We start from the raw sequence: 19,188 nt of genomic DNA, 5'->3' as shown, positions 1-19,188 counted from the left end.
CCGTCGCCCCGGCCTCGACCGGGTGACGAGGAAGAGACCATGACCGACGACGTGACCAAGGACTCCAACGGCAACATCCTGGCCGACGGCGACAGCGTGACTCTGATCAAGGACCTGAAGGTCAAGGGCTCGGGCGGGGTGACGCTGAAGCGCGGGACGATGGTCAAGAACATCCGCCTGACCGGCGACCCCGACGAGATCGAGGCCAATGTCGAGAAGGTGCGCGGCCTGGTGTTGCGGACGGAGTTTGTGAAGAAGGCCTGAGTTTGCTCCAGCCGTCATCCTCGGGCTTGACCCGAGGATCGAGGGCAAGGCGCGCTCTGCGGGTCCATCGTCGCGCGGGCGGACAGCCCGATCCTCGGGTCAAGCCCGAGGATGACGGCGAGGGGAGCGGCCTTCAGTCCACGCTTGCCAGAAACTCTGAAATGGCCGCGCGCGCCTCGGGCTCGTCCAGCATGGGGGCGTGGCCGATGCCGGGGACCTCGACATAGGCCAAGGAGGGCGCCGCCTGGCGCATCCGGCCGGCGATGTCATTGCTGAGCAGGTCCGAGGTGCCGCCGCGCACCAGCAGGGCCGGGCGCCCGGTCGCCAGGGCCGTGAAGGCCGGCCACAGGTCGGGGACCAGGGCCGCGGCGCCCGCCGCCTTGATCGGGACCGAGATGTCGGGGTCGTAGTTCAGCACCGGCTTGCCGTCGGCGCCCTCGCGGAAGATGCGGCGGGCGAAGGCGTCCCAGTCGGCGTCGCCGTAGAGCGGGAAGGCGACGGCGTTGATGTCGCGGGCGTAGGCGGCGGCGTCGGCCCAGTTGCGAACCTCGATCTTGCGGCCGGTGTATTCGGCGATGCGGGCCAGACCCTCGGGCGCCACCTCGGGGCCGATGTCGTTGATGACGGCGGCGGCGACGGCCTGGGGCTTGATCGCCGTCAGGGCCATGGTGATCAGCCCGCCCATGGAGGTGCCGAGGAAGACGGCCTTCTCGATCCCCGCCTGATCCATCAGGGCGAGCATGTCGCGGGCGTAGACGTCGGGCCGGTAGGTCATGGGGTCGGGCGCGCGGTCCGACTGGCCGCGCCCGCGCACGTCCACCGCCAGCACGCGGCGACCGCTCGCGGCGATCAGTCCGGCGATGACGCCGAAGTCGGCGCTGTTGCGGGTCAGACCGTGGATGGCGATGACCGGCAGCCGCGCCGGGCCGTCGGCGGGGGCGTAGTCGCGGGCGTAGAGGCTCAAGCCGTCGGGCGAGGTCCAGCGGCGTTCGGCGTAGGTCATCAGGCGTGTCTCCCGGCTGTGTCTCCAGCGTTGCGGGCAGAGTAATTCACCAGATGAAGAATTGCGATCAGGTCGAGAGGATGGCCGCAACGAATTGATCCAGGTCGCCGCCCTCGGGGAAGCGATGCCCGGCCACGCCCGCACGTCGCGCCGCCTCCATGTCCGAGGGCTGATCGCCGATCATCAGCGAGCGGGCCGGGTCGAGGTCGTGCTCGGCGATGGCCTTCAGCAGCATCCCGGGGTTGGGCTTGCGGTCGGGGTGGTCGGGGTGGCGGTAGCGTTCGTCCACGGCTTCCGAGTGGAAGGGGCAGGCGTAGACCGCGTCGATGCGGGCGCCGGCCTCGGCCAGGCGCTGGACCAGCAGGGCGTTGAAGCCGTGCATGGTCGCCTCATCGAACATGCCGCGCGCCACCCCCGACTGGTTGGTGACGATGACTGTGACGTATCCGGCGTCGTTCAGCCGCTTCACCGCTTCCGCCGCGCCGGGGATGAGGACCAACTGGTCGGGCCGGTGAGGATAGCCGCTGTCGACGATCAGGACGCCGTCGCGGTCGAGGAAGGCAGTAGGTCGGCTCATGCGGGTTCCGTCAGCAGGGCCGAGAAGGCGGCCATCAGGTGATAGAGGCTGGAGGCGGGCGCGTCGGCGTCTTCGGCTGCGCCCTCGGCGTCGAAATTGTCGATCCACAGGCCTGGCGTGGCCGTCGCCAGATGGGTGGCGAACAGGCGGTCGGTCAGGGTCAGGGCGCGGTCGGTCTGGCCGCGCAGCAGCAGGGTGCGGATCGCCTCGGTCTGGGCCCACAGGCGACAGCCGCCGTCGCGGACCACGCCGATGCGGTCGATCTCGCGGACCATCAGGCCCTGGGCGTTGACGCCATTGGTCAGGGCCGAGGCGAACAGGGCCTGGGCCTGGCGCTCATGGCCGTCGAGACCCAGGCGGCGGGCCTGATCCAGCAGCCAGATCCATTCCATGTGGTGGCCGGGTTCGACCACTTGTCCGGCACCGCCGGGCGCGATGGTCCAGTCGGCGGTGAAATACTCGCCCAGCATCAGGTGTTCGCGGTCGAAGAAGCGGGCGGCGAACAGGTCCAGCACGCGCCGCGCCGCCGCCTCGAAGGCCGGATCGGGGGCGATGCCCTGCCAGGCCAGCAGGGCCTCCAGCATATGCATGTGCGGGTTCTGGCGACGCGGCAGGACGGGGGGCAGGGCTTCCTGCCAGCCGCCGTGAACCGGATCGGCCATGTGGGTTTCGACGGCGGCGAGGGTGGCCAGCGCCAGCGGCCGGGCGCGGTCATCCTTCAGCACGCGATGGGCGGCGGCGAGGGCGAACAGGACGAAGGCCAGGTCGTAGAGGTCGGGCGTGGCGTCGATCACGGCGCCCGCGTCGTCGGTGGCGCGGATCCACAGGCCGTCGTCACGGCGGTAATCGCGGATCAGGACGTCGAGCGCGCGGCGGGCGACGGCCTCGCCTTCCGCCCATCCGAGCGATGCGGCTTCGGCGAAGGCATAGACCTGACGCGCCTGCACCCGGGTGCGGCGCGGCAGGTTCGTGATGGGGCGGCCGCCGAAGTCCAGCTTCTCGAAGAAGCGGCCCTCGGCGTCGATCCCGGCCTGCGCCCACAGCGGCAGGGCCTGGCCGAACAGCCAGTCGCGGATCCGGTTCTGCATCGTCGAAAGCGTCATCTGTCGTCGGGCTTAGGCAGGCTTGCGGGCTTTGCCAAGCACCGCTTTCGTTGCAACCGGCAACGTGAAGTGACCCTCAAGGGTTTGTCGATCAGCCCCGGGCTTTGGTAGGAGGCGCTCAAGATAGTTGATCCGCCTTCGCGCCCGCCCGCCGAACCGATGTTCCGCCTGCGCGGCCCCCACCGAGAGAGCGACCCTCATGACCATTCCCTTCATCGACCTTCAGGCCCAGCGCCTTCGCCTCGGCGGCAAGATCGAGGCCGCCGTTCAGGAGGCCGTCGTCGGCGGCGCCTGGGTCATGGGCCCGCAGGTCCGTCAGTTCGAGGCTGATCTGGCCGCCTTCGGCGCGGCCAAGCACGCCCTGGGCTGCGCCAACGGCACCGACGCTCTGGCCTTGCCGCTGATGGCCTGGGGCGTGGGCCGCGGCGACGCCGTCTTCGTGCCCAGCTTCACCTTCGCCGCCACCGCCGAGGTGGTGCCGTGGTTCGACGCCGAGCCGGTCTTCATCGACGTGGACGAGGCCACCTACAACATGAGCCCGGCCCATCTGGAGGCCGCCATCGAGGCGACGCTGAAGGAAGGCCGTCTGAAGCCGCGCGTGGTCATCGCCGTCGACCTGTTCGGCCAGCCCGCCGACTATCCGGCGATCAAGGCGATCTGCGACAAATACGGCCTGAAGCTGATCTCGGACTCGGCGCAGGGTTTCGGCTGCACCATCGACGGCGAGCATCCGCTGAAGTGGGCCGACATCACCACCACCAGCTTCTTCCCGGCCAAGCCGCTGGGCTGCTACGGCGACGGCGGGGCGGTGCTGACCAATGACGACGACCTGGCCCAGCTGATCGATTCCATCCGCGTGCACGGCAAGGCGGTGGCGGTCGACCTGAAGGACAAGACCTTCGACCACGACCCCAAATACCTGAACATGCGCATCGGCCTGAACAGCCGTCTGGACACCATCCAGGCCGCCGTCCTGATCGAGAAGCTGAAGGTCTTCGGTCAAGAGATCGAGTGGCGCAACCGCATCGCCGCCCGCTACAACGCGGGCCTGCGCGCCCATGTCGCCGCCGTGCCGGACGTGCCGGCGGGCAATGTCTCGAACTGGGCGCAGTACACGATCGAGCACGAGGACCGCGACGGTCTGGCCGCGCATCTGAAGGCCGAGGGCATCCCCACGGCGGTCTATTACCCGATCCCCCTGCACCTGCAGCCGGCCTATGACATGTATCCGCGCGGGCCGCAGGGCCTGCCGGTGACCGAGCGTCTGATGCAGCGCGTCATCAGCCTGCCGATGCACGCCGATCTGGACGAGGCGACCCAGGATCGCATCATCGCCGCCGTCGCCAGCTACAAGGCCTGATCCCCATGACCCAGCAAGCCCCCCTCAAGATCGGCGTCGCCGGCGCCGGCGTCATGGGCCGCAACCATGCGCGCGTCCTGTCCGATCTGCGTGGCGTCGAACTGACGACCGTCTTCGATCCCGACGCCGTGACGGCCGAGGGCGTCGCCGCGGCCTATGGGGCGACCGCGGTGACCACGGCGCAAGCGTTTGTCGCCGCCGGCCTGGACGCCGCCGTCATCGCCACGCCGAACCGCTATCACGCCGAGCTGGGCGTGGCCCTGCTGAACGCGGGCGTCCATGTGCTGGTCGAAAAGCCCATCGCCGCCACGACCGCCGACGCCCAGGCCATGATCGACGCCGCCAAGGCCAACAACCGCGTCCTGATGGTCGGCCATGTCGAGCGCTTCAATCCGGCGGTCGAGACGGTCAAGCGCGCCGTCGAGGGCGACGAGATCATCTCCATCCAGATTACCCGCGTCGGCCCCTTCCCGCCGCGCATGGGCGAGGTCGGGGTGGTCATCGACCTGGCCGTGCACGACATCGACATCATCCGCCACCTGACCGGCTCCGAGATCGTCGAGGTCCAGCCGCAGCTGGTCCGCACCCGCGCCGAGCGCGAAGACACGGCCCTGCTGCAGTTCCGCACCGACAACGGGGTGATCGCCCACATCACCACCAACTGGGTCACGCCGTACAAGACCCGCACCCTGCAGGTGGCGACCAAGACCAAGTTCGTCGTGGCCGACCTGATCACCCGCCAGGTGACGGAGTATTTCGGCCAGCAGCCGGACGGCTCCTACTCGACCCGGATGCTGCACTCCTGGCCCGCCGAGCCGCTGAGGAAGGAGCACGAGGCCTTCGTCCACGCCATCCGCACCGGCGAGACGGCGGCGGTGTCGGGCGAGGACGGCCTGCGCAATCTGGAAGTCGCCCTGCGCTGCCTGGGGGAATAGCGGCGCTCGATTTTTAACCTACCCGTGCTATCTCTCTCGCGATTCGTGAGGGGGACTACATGACGGACGCGACGGCTACTGAGGCGGCGCAAATCGATTGCCCATTCTGCGCCGAGAAGATCATGGCGGCGGCGAAGAAGTGTCGCCATTGCGGGGAAATGCTTGATCCTGCGATGCGTCGCGCGGAGGAGGCGATGCGGGCTGCTAGTCGATCGGCGCCGGTTTATATGAATGCAGGCGGGGGCGGCGCTGCCGCTTCGTCGTCTTCAGGCGGCGGCGTTCAGCAACTGCGCCCGTGGGGCCATTTCATCCATGTCGTGCTGTCGATTGTGACGGTGGGGCTTTGGATTCCGGTTTGGGTTCTTCTCTACCTGTTCAGAAATAAGAACGTCTATTTCTGAGGTTAGTCTAGAACGCCGCACCCGGACGGAACACCAGCCGGCAATGCAGGCGGCCGTCGGCGTAGTCCATGCTTGCGGCGCCGCGCAGCGTGCCCCGGATGCTGGCGTCGATCAGGCGCGAGCCGAAGCCGGACCGCGTCGGCGCCGTGACAACCGGGCCGCCGTGCTCGATCCAGTCCATCGTGACCATGCCGTCGTCGTGGACGCCGCTCCAGGTCACGCCGACCCAGCCGCCGGCCTCGCCCGGATTGCTCAGGGCCCCGTATTTGGCGGCGTTGGTGGCCAGTTCGTGCAGCACCAGGCCCATAGACAGCGACTGTTCGGCCTCCAGGGTCACGTCCGGCCCCTCCATCCGTAGCTGATCCTCGGCGAAGGGACGGAACTCTTGCTGCACCAGGTCGCGCAGGCCGGCGCGTTCCCAGCCGTTGGCGGTCAGCAGGTTGTGGGTGTCGGACAGGGCGATCAGCCGCGCCTCGAACAGGCGCATGAATTCCTCGACGCTGGTCGAGCGCCGGGCGGTCAGGGCGGCGATCGACTGTATGGTGGCCAGGGTGTTCTTCACGCGGTGATTCAGCTCGTTGATCAGCAGGCGCTGACGATGCTCGCTGGTGGCCAGGGCGGCGAAGGCCGCGTGCCGATCCGTCACGTCGAGGACCACCCCCGCCAGCTTGAGCGGCCGCCCCGACCGTGAGCGGATCAGCCGCCCCCGGTACTGAAGCCAGCGGCTCGAGGGCGGCATCCACACCTCGGCGGCGTATTCGCCGTCGCCGTTCAGGGCGCGCACCAGCGCCGCCTTGGCCGCGGCCAGATCCTCGGGGCTGAGACGGCTGCTCAGATCGCCCACAGAAAAGGCCTCGCCGTGAGCCAGGCCAAGGAATTTCCGGGCCCGACCCGACAGCCACAGGGTCTGCCCCGGCAGGGCCAGCTCCCAGTAGCCGACGCCGCCCGCGTCGATCACCGCCAGCAGCTTGCCGCGCTGATTGATCATCGAGGCGGCCAGGGCCAGGATCAGGATGGTCAGGGTGACCGCCGCGATCGCAACCGCCAGAATCAGGGGCGTGGCGCCGGCCGGCGGCGCTGCGACCAGACGTATAGGCCCCACCGACAGGGCGGCCATGGCGGAATAGTGCATTCCCACCACGGCCAGGCCCAGGATCACGGCCGCCGCCAGCCGCCAGCTGGGCGAGCTTTCGTGCGCGGCGGCGAACAGGGCGGCGGTCGAGGCCAGCAAGGCGACGCCCAGCGACAGGGCGACCAGGGGCGGCGAATAGGAGAGGCTGGCCGCGATGTTCAGCGCCGCCATCCCGACATAATGCATGGCGCAGATGCTCGACCCCATGAGCGCGCCGGCGGCCAGCGTCCGCCCCAGGCTCCGCCCCCTGGCGGCGATCAGAAAGGCCAGGCTGGTTCCGACCAGGGCCAGCAGGAAGGACAAAGCGGTCAGCGCGGGGTCGTAGCGGACCAGGACGCCGGGGTCGAAGCCCAGCATGGCGATGAAATGCATGGCCCATATGCCTCCGCCCATGGCGAGGGCGGCGGTGGCCAGCCAGGGCAGGCGGGCCGTTCCCTGCCGCTCGCGAACCTGCCGGAACAGATCCAGCGCCGTCCAGGCGGCGAAGACGGCCACCAGGACGGACAGGGCGCCGAAAACGGAGACGACGTGCAGGTGCATGAAATCGCCCTATGCCGTCCCGAAGCAGGGACGCGCGGGCAGATTTTCACAGAAACTCCGTTCTGTCAGTATGCGGCGGAAGAACCCGCTCGGACGCGCGGACGGTCAGCCGGCGACCATCTGCATGCTCAGCCACTCGGCGATCAGGGCGGGCTTGTCGGCCCCCTCGATCTCGACGGTCAGCTCGTGCTTCAGCAGCCAGCGCGTCACGCGGTCCTGGGCGCCCTTGTCCTCGGCGGACAGCAGCTTGAAGCGGCCGCGCACCCTTGATCCGGCCGGGACGGGGGCGAGGAAGCGCAGCTTGTCGAAGCCGTAGTTGACCCCCATGACCACGCCGTCCAGCGGCTCGACGGCCTCTGCCATGGCCGAGGCCAGGCTGAGGGTCAGGAACCCATGCGCAATGGTCCCGCCGAAGGGTGTCGCCCGGGCCCGATCGGGATCGACGTGGATGAACTGCTCGTCCTCGGTGATGCGGGCGAAGGCGTCGATGCGGGCCTGATCCACCGTGATCCAGCGGCTGACGCCGACCTCCTGGCCGACCAGGGATTGAAGCTCGCTCGGTTTCGTCATGACGCCCTCCCGTTTTGGGCAGCCTTGCCCGCGTCGCGAGGGCGCGCAAGGGGGCGGGTCAGTCCTTGAACCGGCCCTCGATGATCGTGCTGAACAGTCCCGGATCGACGTTGCCGCCCGACAGGACGATCCCGGTGGTCAGACCCTTGGCCTCGACCTTGCCGGACAGGAGCGCCGCCAGGGACACCGCGCCGCCCGGCTCGATCACCAGCTTGAGCCAGCGGAAGGCGAAGCGCATGGCCTCGGCGACCTCGGCGTCGGTGACGGTTGCGGCGCCCGCCAGCCGCCGGTTGATCGGCCAGGTCAGTTCGCCGGGCAGGGGGGCCATCAGGGCGTCGCAGATGGACGGCGCGCCTTGCGGACAGGCGACCCGTTCGCCGGCTTCCAGAGAGCGACGGGTGTCGTCGAAGGCCTCGGGCTCGACGACGATGACGCGGGTGTCGGGGCTCTGTTCGGCCATGACCAGGCTGAGCCCGGCGATCAGGCCGCCGCCCGAGGCGCCGCACAGAAGCTGGTCCATCGGAATGCCGGCCTGTTCCAGCATCTCCAGCCCGACCGTGCCCTGGCCCTCGATGATGAAGGGGTCGTCGAAGGGCGGGACCAGGATGGAGCCTCGCTCGGCCGCGATCTCGGCGCCGATGGCCTCGCGGCTCTCGGTCCAGCGGTCGTAGAAGCGCACCTCGCCGCCGAAGGCGCGAACGCCCTCGACCTTCACTGTCGGGCTGTCCGACGGCATGACGATCAGGGCGCGGGTTCCGATCGCCTGCGCCGCCGCCGCCACGCCTTGCGCGTGGTTGCCCGAGGAATAGGCCACGACGCCGCGCGTCTTCTCCGCGTCCGTCAGGCGGCTGATGCGGTTATAGGCCCCGCGGAATTTGAAGGCGCCCGCCACCTGCAAGGTCTCGGCCTTCATCAGCACGCGGCCGCCGACGGCCGCGTTCAGGGCCGGGTGCTCGATCAGCGGCGTACGCACGGCGGCGGGGGCGATCTGGCGGGCGGCGTCGAGGACGCCTTGGAAGCTGGGCTTATGCATGGGACCTCGATACCTCCATCTGTCGGCTTGTCGAGGCGGTATGCGCCACGCAGGATACGACAGCATGAACCCGTACTCGATCATAGACGCACAGTTGGACCGTCGAGCCGCCGAGAACGGTTGGACGGTGTTCAAGGAATGGGCGGATGCTCCGGCCAGATTCTTCTACATCGGCGGGAGCGCGCCTTGGGATTGCTTTCAGATTTCGATTGATGCGCCCGTTGTTGGAGCCATCGCGGTTACGGCTCGTTCGGTGGATACAAATGATGATCAGGAATTCGAGCAGACCTTGCGTGGAGGGATTGCTGAGTTCGACAGTCTTCTGAACTCAGCGGTCGCCTTGATCGAAACCTGGAAAAGCCGCGCGCCATGAACCGTCTCATCCTCGCCATCGACCAGGGCACCACCTCGACGCGGGCCATCGCCTTCGAGGTCACGCCTCAAGGGGCCTTCTCCGCCGTCGCCGTCAGCCAGATCGAGCTGGCGCAGCATTTCCCGCACTCCGGATGGGTCGAGCATGACGCGGCCGAGATCTGGCGCGCGACTCTGCAGACCTGCCGCGAGGTGGTCAGGAAGGCGGGCGGCGTGGGCCGCTTCGCCGCCGTGGGCATCACCAACCAGCGCGAGACCTCGGTGCTGTGGGACGCGGCGACCGGCGAGCCGTTGCACCGCGCCATCGTCTGGCAGGACCGACGCACGGCCGAGGCGACCGGGCGGCTGGCGGCGGCAGGGCATGAGGCCATGGTGCAGGCCGCGACCGGCCTGATCCTCGATCCCTATTTCTCGGCCTCGAAATACGCCTGGCTGCTGGACGCCGTGCCGGGGGCGCGCGAGCGGGCGGCGCGGGGCGAGGTCAAACTGGGCACCATCGACGCCTGGCTGATCTGGAAGCTGACGGGCGGGCAAAGCCACGTCACCGACGCCACCAACGCCAGCCGCACCAGCCTGATGGACTTGTCGACGCGGAAGTGGCGGGCGGACCTGTGTGAGTTGTTCGACGTGCCGATCGAGGCCCTGCCGGAAATCCGCGGCTGCGCCGATCATCTGGGCGATTGTGACGCCAGCCTGTTCGGGCGGGCTCTGCCGATCCACGGATCGGCGGGGGACCAGCAGGCGGCCCTGGTCGGCCACGGGGCGCTGCAGGCCGGCGACGCCAAGATCACCTACGGCACCGGGGCCTTTCTGGTGGCCAATGTCGGGGCCGCACCGGTGGCCTCGACCTCGCGGCTGCTGGGGACGCTCGGCTACGCGGCGGACGGGCAGGTCGCCTATGGGCTGGAAGGCTCGATCTTCTCGGCGGGATCGGCGATCCAGTGGCTGCGCGACGGGCTGAAGGTCATCTCGGACTCGCGTCAGTCCGAGGCCATGGCCCAGACGCTGACAGACAACGGCGGGGTCTATCTGGTGCCCGGCTTCACCGGCCTGGGCGCGCCCTGGTGGAAGCCGGAGGCGCGCGGCACGGTCATCGGTCTGACCCGCGACAGCGGTCCGGCCCACTTCGTGCGGGCGGCGCTGGAGAGCCTGGCCTATCAGACCCGCGACCTGCTGGACGCCCTGAAGGCGGACGGGGCGCCGCCGCTGACGCGGCTCAAGGTCGACGGCGGGGTCACGGCCAACGCCTTCGCCATGCAGTTCGTCGCCGACATCTGCGAGGTCGAGGTCGAACGTCCCGCCTTCCAGGAGATGACGGCCCTGGGCGCGGCGCGGCTGGCGGCCTTCGGCGTCGGCCTGACGTCGGAGCTGTGGACCGCCCCGCTGGAGGCCCCCGCCGTCTGGCGTCCGCGCATGGGCGAGGAGGAACGGACGCGGCTGTTGAAGGGCTGGCGCGGGGCGGTGAAGGCCGCCATCATCGCCGCCGGGGGAGACGAGACATGACCGATCAACTGGACGCCCAGTCGGCCTTTTCCGGCACGCGCGAGGTGGATGAACGCTATCGGCTGGACGAGGCGTCGCTGGACGCCTGGCTGAGCGCCAATGTCGAGGGCTACGCCGGGCCGCTGACGATCCGCCAGTTCAAGGGCGGCCAGTCCAACCCCACCTATGAGCTGACCACGCCGGGGCGGACTTATGTCTTGCGCCGCAAGCCGCCGGGGACGCTGCTGGCCAGCGCCCACGCCGTGGACCGCGAGTTCACCGTCATCTCGGCCCTGCACGCCCAGGGGTTTCCTGTGGCGCGGCCCTATGCTCTGTGTACGGACGAAATGGTCATCGGCTCGATCTTCTACGTCATGGACAAGGTCGAGGGCCGGGTCTTCTGGGACCTGAAGCTGCCGGGGCTGCAGCCCGCCGAGCGCCGCGCCATCTATGAGGCGCAGACGGACACGCTGGCGGCCCTGCACGCCTTCGACCCCGGCACTATTGGTCTGGGCGACTACGGCAAGCCGGGCAACTACTTCGCCCGGCAGGTCGGGCGCTGGACCAAGCAGTATCGGGCCAGCGAGATCGAACCCGTCCCGGCCATGGACCGGCTGATCGCCTTCCTGCCCGACAGCCTGCCGCCGGAAGGGCCGACGCGGATCGTCCACGGCGACTTCCGCCTCGACAACCTGATCCTCGACCCGGTCGAGGCCAAGGTGAGGGCGGTGCTGGACTGGGAGTTGTCGACGCTGGGCGATCCCATGGCCGACTTCTCCTATCTGCTGATCGCCTGGGTCATTCCGGCCAGCTTGAGGAACGGTCTGGCGGGGGCGGATCTGAAGAAACTGGGCATCCCCTCGGTCGAGGAGACGGTGGAACGCTACGCCGAAAAAACCGGGACGGCGGCGGCGAACCTCGACTGGCTGTTCGCCTACAACCTGTTCCGGCTGGCGGCCATCTGCCAGGGCATCGCCGGTCGGGTGCGCGACGGCACCGCCGCCAGCGCCCACGCCAGAACCATGGCGGCCCAGGTCGGACCCCTGTCGGACGCCGCCTGGGGCTTCGCCTGCAAGGCCGGAGCGTGAAGCTTGGCGATAATTAAAACAGTTTTTGTTGCGGTTGGATTTGTGAAACGGCGCCGGAAGCCCTACCTTCCGGTCTGGAGCCTTAATCAAGATGTCTGACAGCCAAAGATTCCCCGTCGCCGCCCACGCCCTGGCCTATCTGGCCCATAAGGGCGCCTATTCGGCTGCGGACGCGGCGCCCAGCGCCGTTCTGGCCGCCTCGGTGCCGACCAATCCGGTGGTCATCCGCCGGGTGACGGCCCTGCTGGCCAAGGCGGGCCTGATCGCCACGCGCCCCGGCGCCTCGGGCGGGTCCTGGCTGCTGCGTCGCCCGGATGACATCTGCCTGGACGAGGTGCTGAAGGCGGTGAACGGCTGCGCCCACCTGGGTTCGCCGCCCGCCGGGGCCAAGGGCTGCCCCATTGGCGAACATATCCCGCGTCAGGTGTCCAAGGCCCTGACCGCCGCCGATCAGGCCGCGGGCGCGGCTCTGTCGAAGATCACCATCGCCGACCTGCTGGCCCCCGACGCCGCCTCGCTGCGGGGCTTCGCGCCGCATCCCGCCTGTCCCAGCGTCGTCGGCTGACGTTCGCCGCTTGGGGGAGCGCACCATCCTGATCACGGGGGCCAGCGCCGGCATCGGCGCGGCCCTGGCGCGCGAGTGCGCGGGGCGGGGGCATGACCTGATCCTGACGGCCCGCCGCGAAGGCCCGCTGCTGGCCCTGGCCGAGGAACTGACGGCGAAGCACGGCGTGGCTGCGAATGTCGTTCCCGCCGATCTGGCTGAACCGGGGGCGCCCGCCGCCCTCGTGGAAGCCGTCGCCGCGCGCGGCCTGAGCGTCGACGGCCTGATCAACAACGCGGGCTTCAGCCGCACCACGGGCTTCCTCGACACCGATCCCGCCGACCACGCCGCCATGATCCGCGTCATGCTGACGGCGCCGGTCGAGTTGAGCCGTCTGCTGCTGCCCGGCATGATCGAAGGCGGCTGGGGCCGGGTGCTGAACGTGGCCTCCCTGGCCGGACAGATGCCCGCGACCGGCGGCGACACCCTGTACGGGCCGATCAAGAGCTTCCTGATCAAGGCGTCGCAGGGTCTGTGGCTGGAGACGCAGGGGACGGGGGTGCACGTCACCGCCCTTTGCCCCGGCTACACCTATACCGAGTTCCATGACGTCAACGGCTCGCGCGAGCAGGTGTCGAGCGCCTATCCGGCCTGGATGTGGATGGAGGCCGATCGCGTGGCCCGCATCGGCTGGGACGCGGTCGAGGCCAACCAGCCGCGCGTCACGCCGGGGTTCGCCAACAATGTGCTGGCGGCGCTGGGCGGGATGCTGCCAGACGCCCTGGCGCTGCGGATGGTCGGCGGCCACGCCAGGAGGCTGGACCGCCTGTAAGGACCTAGTGACCGCCGGCGGGGTAGGGCGCCGTGACCCCGATGCTGAACATTCCGGGGATGGCCTCGCCCAGGCCGGCGATGATGAACTGGATGGCCAGGGCGCACAGGATCAGGCCCAGGACCCGCACCACGATGGCCATGCCGACGTCGCCGAGGATGCGGCTGATCGGGCCGGTGCAGGCGAAACAGACGAAGGTGACGACGCAGGCGCCGACCATGGCGATCAGCGACGAGGCGGTGCCGGCCGCGCCCAGCTTCTCGGCCTCGCCGGCGTTGATGATGATGGCCGAGATGGCGCCTGGGCCGATCATCAGCGGAATGGCGAAGGGCACGATCAGGCGCTTGAAGCGGCGCTTGGCGTAGCCGCGCACGTCCTTGGCGTCGGTCACGGCGTCGGCGTCGGCGAAGAGTTTGAGGAAGTCGTCGCGGGCCATGTCGAGGCCGAGCAGCAGCAGCAGGATGCCGCCCGCGATGCGGAAGGCGGCCAGCGAAATGCCGAAGAACTGCAGCAGGCCCAGGCCGGTGAAAAAGAAGAAGCCCAGGAAGACGGCGGCGAAACCGCAGATCATGGCCGAGACCGTGATCCGCTGACGCAGCGAGGCCCCGGCGGTGGCGGCGGCGAAGATCGGCACATTGCCGATGGGGTCCAGCAGCGCGAACAGCGCCACGAACAGGTTGACCCCCAGATCGACCGCGTTCATTGCTTGCCCCCGCCCTGAAATCCCGCCGCGCGACCCGCGACCCTTCGTCCCACCTATCGGGGCATCCGCGCGCGCCTGCAACCCGCCGAGAGCCGGAAATGTCCGAAGACCGCCCGAACCGCCCCTTTGATCCCCGCGTCATCTGCGCCCTGGACGTGCCGACGACCGACGAGGCGCGGGTTCTGGTCGAGCGGATCGGCGACGCGGTCGGCTTCTACAAGGTGGGACTGCAGCTGTTCGCCTCCGACGGCATGGGGCTGGCGCGCGAGCTGAAGGCGGCAGGCCGACAGGTGTTTCTGGACTGGAAGCTGCACGACATCGGCGCGACGGTGGAGAAGGCGACGGCGGTGCTGGCGAACGCTGGCTGCGACCTGCTGACCGTCCACGCCCGGCCTCAGGTGATGGCGGCGGCGGCGCGCGGGGCGGCGGGCTCGGACCTCAAGATCCTGGGCGTCACCGTCCTGACCAGTCTGACCGAGGAGGACCTGACGGCGGACGATCACAGCCTGTCGGCCGCCGACCTGGTCGAACTGCGGGTGCGACAGGCGCTGGAGGCGGGCATCCACGGCGTGGTCTCCAGCCCGCACGAGGCGGCGCGGGTGCGCGAGATCGCGCTGGCGGCGGGACGCGACGACTTCCTGATCGTGACGCCGGGCGTGCGGCCGACGGGCGCGGCCCTGGACGATCAGGCGCGGGCGGCGACCCCGGCCAGCGCCCTGGAATCCGGCGCCACCCATTTGGTGGTCGGCCGCCCGATCACCGCCTCGGCCGATCCGCGCGCGGCGGCGCAAGCCATATCGCAGGAGATCGCGCTGATCTGATCCCGCGCAACCTGTTGATCCACGTGAAACAAAAAGGGCGGCTTCCTCGCGGGGGCCGCCCTTTGTCTTGATCAGCCTCGCTCGCCGGGCTCCTGCATATAGGGCCGCTCGGTCGGCGACCGATGGTGGTGCGGCGGCGGGGGAGGGGGTGGCGTGCTGGGCACGGCGTAGTAGCCCTGCTCGAAGTTCACGACCGGGGGCGCGGCCTCGACGCGCGGCGGCTCGACATAGACCTGGGGCCGGGCGACCTCGACCTGGGCCGGGGCGACGCGGACGTCGGCGGGGGCCACATAGACCGGCGGCGGCGCGACGTGAACGCGGGCCGGCTCGACGTAGACCGGGGCCGGCTGAACATAGACCGGCGGCGATTCCACATAGACGGGCGGCTGCGAGACATAGACCGGCGGTTGGCTGACATAGACCGGCTCGGGCCGGTAGTGGACCGGTTGCGGCGGCGGACCGCAGCGGCCGCAGTCATACCCGCCGTGATGATAGCCGGGCTGATAGTAGCCTTGCTGATATTGGCCCTGTGGATACTGACCTTGGCCGTAGCCGCCGCCCCAGCGCGACCACGGATAGCGGCCGAAGCCGTCGACCGGATAGCCGAAGGGCATGGAACGGGTCACGCCGCCATAGCCGTAGCCGTGGCGGATCGGTTCCTGCTGCGGGGCGACGACCACGGGCGGGCGATATCCCGCGCCGCCGTAGCCGTATCCATAGCCGTAGGCCTCGACCGGGCCGTAGCCGCCCTGCCAGCCGGTGTCGCTGTAGTATGTTCGGACGCGGCTCTCGACGATGGGGCCGCGCTCGACATGGACTTGCCGGGCATGGCCGGAGGCGGCGTTGTGGCGGACCTGACGCTGTTGCGCCTCGGCGGTTCCGGCGGCGAGCAGGGCTGCGCCGACGGCGATATACAGAACAGCCTTCATGGCCACGCTCCTTGTTTCAGCCGCAAAGGTTAATGCGGTTTCGGTGGAAGCGTTCAATATTCTCCCTTGGCGCGAGCGGGGACGGCCCGCGATCAGAAGTCGACAGCCAGACCCTTCTTCTCCCAGTCGCCGTAACGGGTCGGTTCGGGACCGCGCGGACCGCCGTGTTCTTCGGCCAGAACGGTCTCTTCGGCCGCCTTGCGACGTTCGGCCGCTTCCAGCAGGGCGCGGCGCGCGGCCTCGCTCAGGGGGCGCTCCGGCGTGGCGTGGGGCACGTCGGCGTTGAAGGCGGGGGTGTCTTCAGCGTCGTCAGCGGCGGGCGGGGTGGGCTGTTCGGTCACAGGGGGTCTGCCTTGAGGGCGCGGATACAGGGCCTCACATAGACGTTCAGGCCTTTGACGCCACCCCTGACGACGCCCGGACCGCATGAACCATCTCAAGACCTTCGCTCTGCTGGCCGTGATGACCGCCCTGTTCATGGGGATCGGCTATCTGATCGGCAAAGGCCCCGGCATGATGATCGCCCTGCTCGCGGCGGCGGGGATGAACCTGTTCAGCTACTGGAACGCCGACAAGATCGTGCTGAAGATGTACAAGGCGCAGGTGGTGGACGAGACCCACCCCAACGCCGTGGTCCGGGCCTATGTCGCCGACGTGAAGCAGATGGCGCGCGACGCGGGCCTGCCTCTGCCGACCATCACCATCATTCCCAACGATCAGCCCAACGCCTTCGCTACCGGCCGCAACCCGCAGAACGCCGCCGTGGCCGCGACCAGCGGCCTGCTGGACATGCTGACGCGCGAGGAGGTGCGCGGGGTGATGGCGCACGAACTGGCCCATGTGAAGAACCGCGACACCCTGACCATGACGGTCACGGCCACGGTGGCCGGGGCCATCGCCATGCTGGCCAACTTCGCCATGTTTTTCGGCGGCGGCGACGACCGCGAACGTCCCGGCGGCATGATCGGGACCATCGCCCTTATGTTGTTGGCCCCCATGGCGGCGGGTCTGGTGCAGATGGCCATCAGCCGCACCCGCGAGTACGAGGCCGACCGGGTCGGGGCCGAGATCGCCAAGGACCCCCAGGCCCTGGCTTCGGCCCTGCAGAAGATCGAGGCCTATGCCCGCGGCGCGGTGAACGTCCCGGCCGAGCGCAACCCGGCCACGGCCCATATGTTCATCATCAATCCGCTGAACGGGAAGGGGGCGGACAGCCTGTTCTCGACCCACCCGGCGACGGGCAATCGCGTCCGCGCCTTGATGGAGCTGGGGGCGAGCATGGGCATGAGCCGTCGTGCGGCGGCGGTGCCCGTGGCGCCCGCCCCGTCGGCAAGCGCGCCGCGCACCAGCGTGCCGACCACGCCCTCGGCGCCGACCGCCCCGCGCGGACCCTGGGGCTGATCGACTTTGCGCCTTCGGGCGTAAACGGTTAGAGCGCGCGGCATGACCGACAAGTCCGACCCCGCCGATCTGCCCGCCTTCGACAGCGACCGCCCCGAGTGGGCCCAGGCCCACGGCCCGCTGCGCTCGTTCGGGCGCATCAAGTCGCGGCCGATCAAGGCGCGTCAGGCGGCCCTGTTCGAGACCCTGATGCCGCAGATCGCCGTGCCGGACCCGAGCAAGGGTCCGATCGACCCCCTGGCCTTGATGCCGGACGCGAAAGAAGTCTGGCTGGAAATCGGCTTCGGCGGCGGCGAGCATCTGGCCGAACAGGCGACGCGCAACCCGGACGCCCTGATGATCGGCTGCGAGCCCTTCCTCAATGGCGTCGCCTCGGCCCTGCGCCATGTGGAGGAGGGCGGTCTGAAGAACGTGCGCCTGCACGCCGACGACGCCCGCGCCGTGATGACGGCCCTGCCGGACGCCTCGCTGGACCGGGTGATGATCCTCTTCCCCGACCCCTGGCACAAGGTGCGCCACAACAAGCGCCGCCTGTTGCAGGACGAGACGGCGGTCGAGATCGCCCGCCTGCTGAAGCCCGGCGGCCGGGTGCGCTTCGTCACCGACTGGCTGGACTACGCCGAATGGGCGCTGGAGCGGCTGGCGCGCACCCCGGGCCTGACGCGGATCGAGACGGGCGACATCAAGGCGGGGGGCGCCGACTGGTTCACCGTCCCCGCCGACCACGTCGTCACCCGCTATGAGGAAAAGAAGCTGGGCGACACCACGCCGATCTTCCTAGAGTTCCAGCGCCAGGCCTAGCCAGGGGCGGCGGCCCGATCGCGCCGTCGATCATGGGTTTCGACCCGATCTACGACCTTAGTCGTAAGGGTGGTTACGCAGGGGATCTTACGCAACGCGGATTTTCCGCGCCGTTTACCGGCGTTCGTCATCCTGACCCTGACAGTCAGGGGATATGACGGAATGCGTAGTTTGACGATCGGCGGCCGGGTGAACCTGCTGTCGGTGCTGGCGGTGGCCGGCCTGCTTTTGGTGACGGGCCTCTCTCTGATGAAGCTCGACGGCGTGATGCGCGCCGACATCGCCGACCGGACCAGGAAGACCGTCGAGGTCGCTCACAGCGTCGTCGCCCACTATCAGGCCCAGGAGCAGTTGGGCGTGATGACGCGCCCGCAGGCCCAAGCCTCGGCCCTGTCGACCCTGCGGGCCCTGCGCTACGGCCAGGATGACTATTTCTGGGTCAACGACATGCAGCCGCGCATGATCATGCACCCGTTCAGCGCCCAGCTGGAAGGCCAGGACATCGGCGGCAAGACCGACGCCGACGGGGTCTTCATGTTCCGCGAAATGACCGAGGTGGCGCGCCGCGACGGCGAAGGCTTCGTTCATTACCGCTGGGCCAAGCCCGGCGCCGAGGAGGCCTCGCCCAAGATCTCCTACGTCAAGGCCTTCAAGCCCTGGGGCTGGGTGGTCGGTTCGGGCGTCTATACCGACCAGATCGTCGCCGCCGTGGCCCGCGCGGCCCTGACCCTGGGCGGCATGGCCCTGGCCGTGGCCCTGGCCATGGGCGTGGCCGGCTGGATGCTGGGCCGTTCGGTCGCGGGTCCGGTCGTGGCCCTGGCTGACCGCATGAAGCGGCTGGCGGACGGCGACAAAGCCGCCCCCATTCCGGGTTTGGCGCGTCACGACGAGATCGGCCGTATGGCCGGGGCGCTGGAAGTGTTCCGCGACGCCGCCATCGCCAATGACCGTCTGGAGGCCGAGGCCGTGGCCCAACGCGCCGCCGCTGAGGAAGAACGCGTCCGCATCGAGGCCGAGAAGGCCCGCACCGCCGAGGAAGACCGCGTCGCCGTCACCGCCCTGGGCCAGGGTCTGCAGGCCATGGCCAACGGCGATCTGACGCACCGCATGACGGCCCAGGTCGCGACCCGTTCGGAACAATTGAAGGTGGATTTCAACACCGCCATCGCCCAGCTGGAGCAGGCCGTCGCGGTGGTCGTCACCAACGTCGCCGCCATCCGTTCGGGTTCGAGCGAGATCAGCCAGGCCTCGGACGACCTGTCGCGCCGCACCGAGCAGCAGGCCGCCTCTCTGGAGG

At 69.3% G+C, this 19,188-nt stretch carries 22 protein-coding genes; 13 read left to right on the top strand and 9 right to left on the bottom strand.

What is annotated here, in order from left to right; genetic code table 11:
- Positions 1-39 precede the first annotated feature (39 nt).
- On the top strand, positions 40-264 hold the full coding sequence (locus tag ACREEF_RS06010; RefSeq protein WP_207824154.1) for an alkylphosphonate utilization protein: 225 nt from the start codon (positions 40-42) through the stop codon (positions 262-264).
- A gap of 133 nt (positions 265-397) precedes the next feature.
- Here the strand turns inward: ACREEF_RS06010 and ACREEF_RS06005 are convergent, their stop codons facing one another.
- From ACREEF_RS06005 to ACREEF_RS05995, 3 genes are all read right to left on the bottom strand, one after another.
- The gene (locus ACREEF_RS06005; protein WP_431564691.1) at positions 398-1,267 is read right to left on the bottom strand and encodes an alpha/beta fold hydrolase; all 870 of its coding nucleotides are present in this window, start codon (positions 1,265-1,267) and stop codon (positions 398-400) included.
- 67 nt (positions 1,268-1,334) lie between these two features.
- Positions 1,335-1,844: a D-glycero-alpha-D-manno-heptose-1,7-bisphosphate 7-phosphatase gene (locus tag ACREEF_RS06000; RefSeq protein WP_431564690.1), complete on the bottom strand. Its 510-nt coding sequence runs from the start codon at positions 1,842-1,844 to the stop codon at positions 1,335-1,337.
- Positions 1,841-2,947 (bottom strand): AGE family epimerase/isomerase, encoded by a 1,107-nt coding sequence (locus ACREEF_RS05995; RefSeq protein ID WP_431564689.1) that lies wholly within the window; start codon positions 2,945-2,947, stop codon positions 1,841-1,843. Before ACREEF_RS05995 ends, ACREEF_RS06000 begins: the two co-directional genes overlap by 4 nt.
- Positions 2,948-3,146: 199 nt before the next feature.
- On the opposite strand from ACREEF_RS05995, the gene ACREEF_RS05990 reads away from it, so the two are divergent.
- The 3 genes from ACREEF_RS05990 to ACREEF_RS05980 are packed head-to-tail and all read left to right on the top strand — an operon-like array spanning position 3,147 to position 5,643.
- Complete coding sequence (locus ACREEF_RS05990) at positions 3,147-4,307, top strand: DegT/DnrJ/EryC1/StrS family aminotransferase (protein WP_431564688.1); 1,161 nt, start codon at positions 3,147-3,149, stop codon at positions 4,305-4,307.
- 5 nt (positions 4,308-4,312) lie between these two features.
- Positions 4,313-5,242, top strand: coding sequence for a Gfo/Idh/MocA family oxidoreductase (locus ACREEF_RS05985; RefSeq protein ID WP_431564687.1), 930 nt, complete (start codon positions 4,313-4,315; stop codon positions 5,240-5,242).
- 59 nt (positions 5,243-5,301) lie between these two features.
- Positions 5,302-5,643, top strand: coding sequence for a hypothetical protein (locus ACREEF_RS05980; protein ID WP_431564686.1), 342 nt, complete (start codon positions 5,302-5,304; stop codon positions 5,641-5,643).
- 7 nt (positions 5,644-5,650) lie between these two features.
- Here ACREEF_RS05980 and ACREEF_RS05975 read toward each other — a convergent pair whose 3' ends face one another.
- The 3 genes from ACREEF_RS05975 to ACREEF_RS05965 all read right to left on the bottom strand — a co-directional run bounded on the left by ACREEF_RS05975 (position 5,651) and on the right by ACREEF_RS05965 (position 8,918).
- Positions 5,651-7,315 carry an MHYT domain-containing protein gene (locus ACREEF_RS05975; protein ID WP_431564685.1) on the bottom strand — a complete coding sequence of 555 codons (1,665 nt, stop codon included), beginning with the start codon at positions 7,313-7,315 and terminating at the stop codon, positions 5,651-5,653.
- Positions 7,316-7,420: 105 nt separating this feature from the next.
- Positions 7,421-7,885 (bottom strand): MaoC family dehydratase, encoded by a 465-nt coding sequence (locus ACREEF_RS05970; protein ID WP_431564684.1) that lies wholly within the window; start codon positions 7,883-7,885, stop codon positions 7,421-7,423.
- Between the two features lie 58 nt (positions 7,886-7,943).
- Positions 7,944-8,918 carry a threonine ammonia-lyase gene (locus ACREEF_RS05965; protein WP_431564683.1) on the bottom strand — a complete coding sequence of 325 codons (975 nt, stop codon included), beginning with the start codon at positions 8,916-8,918 and terminating at the stop codon, positions 7,944-7,946.
- Between the two features lie 64 nt (positions 8,919-8,982).
- Here ACREEF_RS05965 and ACREEF_RS05960 point away from each other — a divergent pair, with 64 nt between their 5' ends.
- The 5 genes from ACREEF_RS05960 to ACREEF_RS05940 all read left to right on the top strand — a co-directional run bounded on the left by ACREEF_RS05960 (position 8,983) and on the right by ACREEF_RS05940 (position 13,236).
- Positions 8,983-9,291, top strand: a complete 309-nt coding sequence (locus ACREEF_RS05960) for a hypothetical protein (protein ID WP_431564682.1) — start codon at positions 8,983-8,985, stop codon at positions 9,289-9,291.
- Positions 9,288-10,793 (top strand): glycerol kinase GlpK, encoded by a 1,506-nt coding sequence (gene glpK / locus ACREEF_RS05955; RefSeq protein WP_431564681.1) that lies wholly within the window; start codon positions 9,288-9,290, stop codon positions 10,791-10,793. Before ACREEF_RS05960 ends, glpK begins: the two co-directional genes overlap by 4 nt.
- Entirely contained in the window at positions 10,790-11,860 is a 1,071-nt protein-coding gene (locus ACREEF_RS05950; protein ID WP_431564680.1) for a phosphotransferase family protein, read from the top strand. Before glpK ends, ACREEF_RS05950 begins: the two co-directional genes overlap by 4 nt.
- Positions 11,861-11,951: 91 nt before the next feature.
- Positions 11,952-12,425, top strand: a complete 474-nt coding sequence (locus tag ACREEF_RS05945; RefSeq protein ID WP_431564679.1) for an Rrf2 family transcriptional regulator — start codon at positions 11,952-11,954, stop codon at positions 12,423-12,425.
- 10 nt (positions 12,426-12,435) lie between these two features.
- Complete coding sequence (locus tag ACREEF_RS05940) at positions 12,436-13,236, top strand: SDR family NAD(P)-dependent oxidoreductase (protein ID WP_431564678.1); 801 nt, start codon at positions 12,436-12,438, stop codon at positions 13,234-13,236.
- Positions 13,237-13,240: 4 nt separating this feature from the next.
- Here ACREEF_RS05940 and ACREEF_RS05935 read toward each other — a convergent pair whose 3' ends face one another.
- Positions 13,241-13,939 carry a MarC family protein gene (locus ACREEF_RS05935; protein ID WP_431564677.1) on the bottom strand — a complete coding sequence of 233 codons (699 nt, stop codon included), beginning with the start codon at positions 13,937-13,939 and terminating at the stop codon, positions 13,241-13,243.
- Positions 13,940-14,037: 98 nt separating this feature from the next.
- On the opposite strand from ACREEF_RS05935, the gene pyrF reads away from it, so the two are divergent.
- Positions 14,038-14,760: an orotidine-5'-phosphate decarboxylase gene (gene pyrF / locus ACREEF_RS05930; RefSeq protein WP_431564676.1), complete on the top strand. Its 723-nt coding sequence runs from the start codon at positions 14,038-14,040 to the stop codon at positions 14,758-14,760.
- A gap of 71 nt (positions 14,761-14,831) precedes the next feature.
- On the opposite strand, the gene ACREEF_RS05925 is transcribed toward pyrF, so the two are convergent.
- Both ACREEF_RS05925 and ACREEF_RS05920 read right to left on the bottom strand, forming a co-directional pair.
- Positions 14,832-15,689, bottom strand: a complete 858-nt coding sequence (locus ACREEF_RS05925; protein ID WP_431564675.1) for a hypothetical protein — start codon at positions 15,687-15,689, stop codon at positions 14,832-14,834.
- A 92-nt stretch (positions 15,690-15,781) separates the two neighbouring features.
- Complete coding sequence (locus ACREEF_RS05920; RefSeq protein ID WP_431564674.1) at positions 15,782-16,030, bottom strand: DUF1674 domain-containing protein; 249 nt, start codon at positions 16,028-16,030, stop codon at positions 15,782-15,784.
- 85 nt (positions 16,031-16,115) lie between these two features.
- On the opposite strand from ACREEF_RS05920, the gene htpX reads away from it, so the two are divergent.
- The 3 genes from htpX to ACREEF_RS05905 all read left to right on the top strand — a co-directional run.
- Positions 16,116-17,090 (top strand): zinc metalloprotease HtpX, encoded by a 975-nt coding sequence (gene htpX, locus ACREEF_RS05915; protein WP_431564673.1) that lies wholly within the window; start codon positions 16,116-16,118, stop codon positions 17,088-17,090.
- 42 nt (positions 17,091-17,132) lie between these two features.
- Positions 17,133-17,891, top strand: a complete 759-nt coding sequence (trmB, locus tag ACREEF_RS05910) for a tRNA (guanosine(46)-N7)-methyltransferase TrmB (protein WP_431564672.1) — start codon at positions 17,133-17,135, stop codon at positions 17,889-17,891.
- 162 nt (positions 17,892-18,053) lie between these two features.
- A partial coding sequence (locus ACREEF_RS05905) for a cache domain-containing protein (RefSeq protein WP_431564671.1) occupies positions 18,054-19,188 on the top strand: 1,135 nt, incomplete at its 3' end.

Source organism: Brevundimonas sp., from assembly GCF_050729455.1.
Classification (GTDB): Bacteria; Pseudomonadota; Alphaproteobacteria; order Caulobacterales; family Caulobacteraceae; genus Brevundimonas.
The sequence above is the reverse complement of the archived record's forward strand: the minus strand, read 5'-3'. Positions and strand labels throughout refer to the sequence as shown.

Excerpts from the sequence above, each read along its gene's own strand:
- ACREEF_RS06010 (WP_207824154.1), top strand. The coding sequence starts at position 40 with ATGACCGACGACGTGACCAAGGACTCCAACGGCAACATCCTGGCCGAC.
- ACREEF_RS06005 (WP_431564691.1), bottom strand. The coding sequence starts at position 1,267 with ATGACCTACGCCGAACGCCGCTGGACCTCGCCCGACGGCTTGAGCCTC.
- ACREEF_RS06000 (WP_431564690.1), bottom strand. The coding sequence starts at position 1,844 with ATGAGCCGACCTACTGCCTTCCTCGACCGCGACGGCGTCCTGATCGTC.
- ACREEF_RS05995 (WP_431564689.1), bottom strand. The coding sequence starts at position 2,947 with ATGACGCTTTCGACGATGCAGAACCGGATCCGCGACTGGCTGTTCGGC.
- ACREEF_RS05990 (WP_431564688.1), top strand. The coding sequence starts at position 3,147 with ATGACCATTCCCTTCATCGACCTTCAGGCCCAGCGCCTTCGCCTCGGC.
- ACREEF_RS05985 (WP_431564687.1), top strand. The coding sequence starts at position 4,313 with ATGACCCAGCAAGCCCCCCTCAAGATCGGCGTCGCCGGCGCCGGCGTC.
- ACREEF_RS05980 (WP_431564686.1), top strand. The coding sequence starts at position 5,302 with ATGACGGACGCGACGGCTACTGAGGCGGCGCAAATCGATTGCCCATTC.
- ACREEF_RS05975 (WP_431564685.1), bottom strand. The coding sequence starts at position 7,315 with ATGCACCTGCACGTCGTCTCCGTTTTCGGCGCCCTGTCCGTCCTGGTG.
- ACREEF_RS05970 (WP_431564684.1), bottom strand. The coding sequence starts at position 7,885 with ATGACGAAACCGAGCGAGCTTCAATCCCTGGTCGGCCAGGAGGTCGGC.
- ACREEF_RS05965 (WP_431564683.1), bottom strand. The coding sequence starts at position 8,918 with ATGCATAAGCCCAGCTTCCAAGGCGTCCTCGACGCCGCCCGCCAGATC.
- ACREEF_RS05960 (WP_431564682.1), top strand. The coding sequence starts at position 8,983 with ATGAACCCGTACTCGATCATAGACGCACAGTTGGACCGTCGAGCCGCC.
- glpK (WP_431564681.1), top strand. The coding sequence starts at position 9,288 with ATGAACCGTCTCATCCTCGCCATCGACCAGGGCACCACCTCGACGCGG.
- ACREEF_RS05950 (WP_431564680.1), top strand. The coding sequence starts at position 10,790 with ATGACCGATCAACTGGACGCCCAGTCGGCCTTTTCCGGCACGCGCGAG.
- ACREEF_RS05945 (WP_431564679.1), top strand. The coding sequence starts at position 11,952 with ATGTCTGACAGCCAAAGATTCCCCGTCGCCGCCCACGCCCTGGCCTAT.
- ACREEF_RS05935 (WP_431564677.1), bottom strand. The coding sequence starts at position 13,939 with ATGAACGCGGTCGATCTGGGGGTCAACCTGTTCGTGGCGCTGTTCGCG.
- pyrF (WP_431564676.1), top strand. The coding sequence starts at position 14,038 with ATGTCCGAAGACCGCCCGAACCGCCCCTTTGATCCCCGCGTCATCTGC.
- ACREEF_RS05925 (WP_431564675.1), bottom strand. The coding sequence starts at position 15,689 with ATGAAGGCTGTTCTGTATATCGCCGTCGGCGCAGCCCTGCTCGCCGCC.
- htpX (WP_431564673.1), top strand. The coding sequence starts at position 16,116 with ATGAACCATCTCAAGACCTTCGCTCTGCTGGCCGTGATGACCGCCCTG.
- trmB (WP_431564672.1), top strand. The coding sequence starts at position 17,133 with ATGACCGACAAGTCCGACCCCGCCGATCTGCCCGCCTTCGACAGCGAC.